4 protein-coding genes are annotated in these 6,742 nt (G+C 68.7%); all 4 read right to left on the reverse strand.

All coding sequences use genetic code 11. The annotated features are described in order from the left end of the window. Window positions 1–49: 49 nt before the first annotated feature. Window positions 50–1,954, reverse strand: a complete 1,905-nt coding sequence (locus P1P75_RS12035) for a hypothetical protein (RefSeq protein ID WP_319254427.1) — start codon at window positions 1,952–1,954, stop codon at window positions 50–52. A 95-nt stretch (window positions 1,955–2,049) separates the two neighbouring features. After that, on the reverse strand, window positions 2,050–3,582 hold the full coding sequence (locus P1P75_RS12040; RefSeq protein ID WP_319254429.1) for a terminase family protein: 1,533 nt from the start codon (window positions 3,580–3,582) through the stop codon (window positions 2,050–2,052). Beyond that, window positions 3,579–4,136, reverse strand: coding sequence for a hypothetical protein (locus P1P75_RS12045; protein WP_319254431.1), 558 nt, complete (start codon window positions 4,134–4,136; stop codon window positions 3,579–3,581). The genes P1P75_RS12040 and P1P75_RS12045 overlap by 4 nt, the downstream gene beginning before the upstream one ends. Window positions 4,137–4,521: 385 nt before the next feature. Continuing rightward, on the reverse strand, window positions 4,522–6,742 hold a 2,221-nt coding region (locus tag P1P75_RS12050), incomplete at its 5' end, for a type IV secretory system conjugative DNA transfer family protein (protein WP_319254433.1).

Consider the following 6,742-nt stretch of genomic DNA (forward strand, 5'->3'; position numbering starts at 1 on the left):
ATGGACTGTCCAGGCCCCGCGCCTAGATCCAAGTTGAGCACAGATCGGGTCACGTGTTGCCCCTGCTTGCCCGTGCACCCGTGGCGGCCGTGGTGGCGGCGCTGTTCGGGTCCTCGTCGTCGGCCGGTTCCACGCCGGCGACGGGCAGGACAACGGCGGGCGGGTCCGGCTGCTCGGGTGCTTCACGCCCGAGGAAGGAGGCGGTCTCTTCGGCGTTGCCGAGGGCGTCGGCCAGGGCGACGGCGTCGGTGAAGGAGCGGGCGTTGATCCGCTCGATTTCCTTCTCCGCGTCCTCGATGGGCCAGCCCAGTTCCTGGAGGCGGCGGATGCCGGTCTCGAGGGAGATGAGGCCGGCGCCGCGGGCTTCGATGACGTCCTTGAGGCCGGCGGCCTTGTCGGTGGGCGTGTAGGCGCCGCGCATCAGCCGGGCCGGGAGGACGGGGAGGCCGATCCAGTCGGGGTGCTGTCCGGCCTGGAAGAGGCGCTGGACGAACTTGGGGAGGAGGCGGTCGGCGTGATCGCGGGCCAGCCGCATCGCACTGATGAGGGAGTCCAGCGGTCCGAGGGCGAGTTCCAGTTGGTAGCCGGAGTCGAACTGCGCGGCTTCGACGGATCCGAGGGCGACGGCGGGTAGGCGGGCGACGCTGGAGGCCCGGTCCTTGAGGTCGGTGATGTGGTTGCGGAGTTCGGCCAGGTTGGTGCTGGTGTCGACGGAGGTCATGGATCCGCCCTCGCCGAGCGTGAAGACCATACCGGGAGCCACCTGGTATTGCTGCTGGGCGGTGATGGCCTTGCCGGATATCGCGATGATCGGGGCGCCGGTGGTGGCGGATGCCTTGGAGGAGTCGGTGTCGGATCCGCTGAGTTCGTCGAAGACCTGGAGCACCTTGGCGAGGGAGGACTGGCCCCAGTGCTCGCCGGGCTCGGGGACGGTGTTGGGGACGTGGAGGACCGGGATGAAGTCGATGAGCATGTCCAGGCGGTCGAGGACTTCGCCCTGGTCGTTGCTGGCGAACTCAGCTTTGTCCAGGGGCAGGGAGTCGACGTCCACGTTTCCCTTGAGGTCCCCGAGTTCCCAGGTGGCGTCGGTCAGGTAGACCGTCTTGTACGACGGGCGTTCCGACCAGGGGTAAAGGCGGGAGATGGTGCCGCCGGCGTCGACCTGGTCGCCGCGGGTGAGGATCGGCTGCGCCGGGCTGTCGTCGCTGGCCTCCGTGAGGACGGGGGCGCGCACGGGCCGGCCGGTGCGGTCGACCCCGGAGGAGGTCAGGGGCCGGATCCAGTCCAGGTGATAGGTGATCCGGCGGACCCGGGCGGGCAGGTTGCGCGGCTTGTCCTCGGGGAGTTCCCAGGCGAAGTGGACGCGGGTGGGAAAGTCGGAGCCGTCGTCGTCCTCGTCCAGGACCGGAAAGTAGAAGCCCGGGTCGTACGTTTTGATGCGGGCGCGCTGCTTGTCCGCGTCCCAGTACAGGAGGTAGACGCCGTCTCCGAGACCGACGGCCTTGCGTTCGGTCTGGAGGAGCCGCATGGGGAGGAGTTCCTCGTCGGCCCATTCCCGCAGCAGCGTCTGGACGCGCTCCGCCATCTGCGCCTCGGGGGCTGCGTCGTCCTCGCCGGCCTGTTCGGCGCCGGGGACGGTGATGGTCTGCTCGTCTCCCAGGACGTGGGAGGTCAGGGTGTCGACGAACATCGACGGGTCGCCGAACTCGCGTCGCTCCAGGGCGTCGTCGCCGTCGCGGATCGCGGTGAGTTCAGCGACCTGGTTGTGGTCGTAGGCGGTGAGCAGCTTGTACGCGGCAAGGCGGCGTTCAGAGTCGGCGGGAACCCATGTGGCGTGGGCTTCGGGGAACGCCCGCCTGTTCGGCATGCCGAGGCTGTCGCTGTAGATGGTCTTGTAGTTCAGCCACGACCAGCGGTCGATGACGACCTGCTTGAAACCGCTCAGGAGGCCCACAGCGCACCCTTCCCGCTGATCTCAGGCCCCGCGCCTGTAGATCAGAGTACGGGTGCGCGGGTCCGGGGGTTGCCCTGCCCACGTGGGTCTGGGCATCACCGGCGTCCGCGGAGCCGGTTGTCGGCGTAGTGCTGGGTGCCGGTGCTGTGGGATGAGGGGTCGGCGAGTTCGGTGAGCAGGTGGACGGCCGCGTCAAGGCGGTCGGGGCTGTCCATGCCGGGGATCCAGGAGACGTACTGGACTTCGAGTCCGGGGAACTCTCCGACGTGGTGGACGTGCCCGTTCTCGTAGATCTGGGCGATGGGTTCGGCGCGCAGGCGTTTGCCGACCTTGGCGGTGACCTCGATGATTCGGGGCATCAGCATGCCCTCGGTGAGGCCTTCGCGCTGGAGTTCCTGCCAGGCCTGGCGGAGGATTTGGGCGGCCATGTCGCCGCCGAAGTTGGATTCGACGACGAAGGCGTCTGCCTGGAGTTCGATGGCCAGGATGCAGGCTTCGCGTCCCCATTCGGCGGCGCCCATCTTTCGGGAGCGGTCGGCGAGGATGTACATCTCTGCGTCAGCGGTGCATCCTCCCCCGATCAGGCCGACTTCGTCGCTGTCCTCGCGGCCGCCGGCGGTGTCGATGGCGACGAGGGCGCGGGTCAGGGTGACGCCGCGGAATGCCTCGGGCGTGATCCGGTTCTGGGTGATCCACGGCCATTTCCACACGCCGCCTTCCATGGGGCGGGGTTTCTGCTGGTAGAGGGCCCACCAGCCGCGTTCGCCGACGTCTTTCTTGAAGCGGTCGAGGTGCTTGCGGCGGAAGCGTTCGGGCCAGAGGGGTTGGCCGATCTTCCGTCCGAGGGGGTCGCCTTCTTCCATGGCGATGGCGGGGAGGTCCAGGACCGTCCACCCTTCCGCGCCGGTTTGCAGGATGCGTCCGGCGAGGTCGTTCTCCGACCATCTGGTCTGGATGACCACGATGGAGCCGTTGGGTTCCATGCGGGTGTTGATGACTTGCTGCCACCAGTCCCACAGGTTGGCGAGTTTGACGGGGCTGTCGGCTTCCTTGGCGTCTTTCAGGGGGTCGTCGACTATGGCGACGTTGGCGCCCATACCGGTTAGAGATCCGCCGACGCCTGCGGTGACCAGTCCGCCGGGTGTTCCGTCCAGGTCGAAGCGGTTGGCTGCCATCGACCCGTAGCGAAGGTGGATGCCGATCTCGTCGCCCATGTCCTTGATGCTGTCGCGGATCCACCTGCCGTGGCCTTCGGCGAGCTTGGCCGCATAGGAGGCGATCATGATGCGGTGGTCTGGGTGGCGGGCCAGGTACCAGAGAGGCGCCCACCGGGCCGCCCTGGCCGATTTCCCGTGTCTCGGAGGCATGTTCAGCAGCACGCGCATGCGCTCGCCGTTGGCGATGCGGATGAACGCCTTGTCGATCAGGTCCAGGTGGCGCGCCTGCCACTCGCGGCCGCCGGTGAGTGCGGCCGCCATGGAGCCGGGCGACTTCTGGATCGCCATCTCCTTCTCCACCCAGGCGAAGACGGCGCGTTCCTCTGGGTCGGCGAGGCTGATGATCTCCTGGCGTTGGGCGGCGGGCAGGGTGCGGTAGAGGGCTACCTGATCCTCGAGCTGGGTGGTCACCCGGCCGGGTCCGATTCGTCGTCATCCTCGTCGTCGGCGGTGGACGTGGCCGTGTTCGCGGGGTTGTCCGTGTCAAGGCGGCTCGTGGCGGCGATGAGGGCGGCGACCTTGTCGGGGTCGGCGGTGGACATGGCCAGGGGGCCGCCGTCGGCGCCGGTCAGCTCGGTCTTGACCGGCATGTCCAGGCCGTTCAGCTTGGCGCGGCGGTCCATGAGACGGAGAACGGTGTCGACGGCGCGCATGTCCAGGACGTGGTCGACGACCTCGCCTTCCTTGTCGAAGACCGGGCTGGGCGTAGTGGCACGCGGCCAGGCCGCCTCGAGGAGGGCGTCCAGCCGCTCGTTCTCCTGCTGCCGGTACACGGAAGCTTCGGCCTTTTCCTCGTCACGGTTCTTCGTGAGCGCGCGGATGAGGTCCTTGCGCGCTGCTCCTGAGTCGGCGTAGCCGAGGTTGAGGATGCGGTCGTCGCAGAAGCGGACGCCTTGCCGTCGGAGTTGGAGCAGTTTGGTGCGGCGTTCGGCGACTTCTGCCTGGTGTGCTTTTGAGGCGCTCATGGCGGTGGGGCTCCCGCTCGTGTGTGTCGTTGTCGGGCCCCGCGCCTGTATTGATGATCGCCGATTCTGCCCCGTGATGTTGCCCCTGCCCGGGTCTGGGATGTGGGGCGGCCCCGTCACCGTGGGGGTCGGTGCGGGGCCGTCGGTTCGGGTGGCCGGGGGGTGGGCGTTCCCGACTTGTGGTGCTGCTGCCCTGGGGTGGCAGATATATGCGAGGTGTGTCGGCCCGATGGCGGGAGTTGGGCGCGGGGACACCGGGGCTCACGCCACTGGGCCGACACGTTTGATGCTGCCGCAGATTCGGGGGTTTGTCCGAGGGCCATTGCCCTGCACACGAGACCGGCCCCCGGGAACGGTTCCGGGGGCCGGTCGCTTCGGTCGCTGCCTATGCGGAGGCGGCGCCGTGGCCGTAGCGGCCGCGGACGGCTGCGCCGCTTCCGGGCTGCCGGTGGATGAGGTCCTTCTTCACCATCCGGGTCAGGGTTGCGTCCAGGGTGGTCTGGGTGAGGCCGGTGATGCGGCCGATGTCGTCCTTGTGGAGGTAAATGACCTCCACGCCGGCGGGGTCGGCGTTCTCCTCCAGGGCGGCCAGGATCTTGTCTTCGGCGGTGGGTTCCTTAACGGACGGGGCGCCGGGGAGGGGGATGCTGGGGCTGGCCGGGCCGGCGAAGTCGAAGTCGAAGTCGCTGTCGTCGTCGGATCCGTCTTCGATAATGGAGGTGGCGGCGATCTCGTGGCGGCGGTCCCAGTCGGGCCAGTCCGCGGGGTACTGGATGGCGTCGTGGTCGATGTAGGGGGCGGCGGACTCGAGGATGAAGTCGCGCATCATCTCGGCTGCTCCGCCGGGTCCGAGGGTGTAGCCGAGGCCGAAGGTGGACTCGGGGTCCTGGAGGGCGTCCTTCTCGTTGTAGATGAGGGGCCGCTTGACGTCCCAGGCGGCGGGGATCTGGCCGGGGTCGACGCCTTCGAATCCGGTGGTGACGAGGTGGCGCTGGTCGGAGTCGGTGCGGAGCATGACGATGGATCCGCCCTGGATGACGTTGGTGCGCAGGGCGGTGGAGCCTCCGAGTTTGTCGGCGTTCACGGCCTGGTTGACGAGCGTGATGATGATGCCCTGGGACCGGGCCTTTGCGGCCAGGGCCTCGAGGATCTTCGCTGCTTCCTTCTTGTGCTGGTCCAGCTCGGACAGCGGGACATGGGCTTCGTCGAGGATGAGGCGGACCCAGGGGCGTTCGGGGGTGGGGATGAAGTTTTTCATCTTGAGGCGGGCGGATTCCTGGATGCGCCAGCGCAGGAGGGCGTAGACGACGCGGAGGGGGCCCATGCAGCCGTCGTCTCCGAGGCCGGAGAAGCAGGCCATGGTTTCGACGTCGGGGTTGGAGGAGCCCTTGGGGTCGGCGTAGATGATGGCGTGGCCGTTGACGTGGTCGGCAAGGGCGACGATCTGGATCAGGCCGCCCTTCCCGGACCCGGTCACGCCGGCCACGAAGAGGTGCTTGGCGCCGAGTTTGGGGTCGATGAACTGGACGCGGGCGGGGAAGCCGGAGACGTGGCGGCCGATCTGGACGTAGCCGCCCTCGGAGATTTTCAGGACGTGGGTGCCGGGGAACGCGACGCCCTTCTTGAGCGGGTTGTGCTTCATCAGGCGGATGGTGCCCTTGCGGGGGTCTCCGGGTTCGGGGCTGTAGGAGCACAGCAGGGTGTTGGTGCGCAGCGCTCCGGCGAGTTCGGTGCGGTCGGGGGTTTTCAGGCAGTTGAGGTCGGGGCCTGCGATGACGTAGGCGGTCTCGCCGCCGGTGTTGGGGTCGGTCTGGACTTCTTGGAGGTGGGTGCCGGCCATGATGCCGCCGGGCCGGGACACCCATTTGCGCCAGGCTCCGGCCAGGGTGGTGTGGTCGAGGTCGGCGGGCGGGGTGCGGTCGACGGTGATGTGGCGTTCGCCTGCGTGGGCGCCGGGCGTGATGTGGATCCAGGGGAGGGGGATCTGGTAGACGCTGGAGACGGCTTCGGCGGTGACGGTGACGGGCTGGCCGTAGGGGGCGGTGATGGTGCCGGTCCACTGGGTGGGGGTGGCGGTGACGTTGGCGAGGATCTGGCTGCGGTGGGTGCCGTTGTGGGGGTGGGAGATGTAGAGGCCCCAGTCGCGGACGATGCCGTCGGCGTCGGTGGCGGGGACTTTCACGCCGGTCACGGTTGTCCCAGCGTGGGGGTGGGGGGTGGTGGTGCGGTGGGTGCGGCGCAGGAGCTTGCTGAGTTTCCAGGGGACGAAGGCGACTGCGGTCCACCAGGCGAGGGAGACGATGCCGGGGATGGATGCGGGGTCGAGGAAGCCGGCCATGATGGCGTCGGTTCCGGCGGGGCCTTGGAGGATGCCGAGGCCGAGGCTCATGCCGGTGGTGACGGTGGTGATGGCCAGGGTGGTGCGGTGGGCGGTGAGGATGTCGGCGGCGGGGAGGTGGTCGGTGAGGCCGTTGGGGAGGCGGTCGGTGTAGTTGAGGGTGGTGAAGGCTGCGGCGGCGCTGTAGGCGATGGTGGCGCCGACGGCTGCGCTGTCGGCGAGGAAGGGTGCGGTGAGGCCGGCGGCGATGGGGGTGAGGGACTGGGCG

The sequence above is a fragment of the Streptomyces sp. ID05-39B genome (genome assembly GCF_033794725.1).
Taxonomy (GTDB): Bacteria; Actinomycetota; Actinomycetes; order Streptomycetales; family Streptomycetaceae; genus Streptomyces; species Streptomyces bobili.

Bases quoted from the DNA above. Each gene is read 5' to 3' on its own strand.
- P1P75_RS12045 (WP_319254431.1), bottom strand. From the start codon at position 4,136: ATGAGCGCCTCAAAAGCACACCAGGCAGAAGTCGCCGAACGCCGCACC.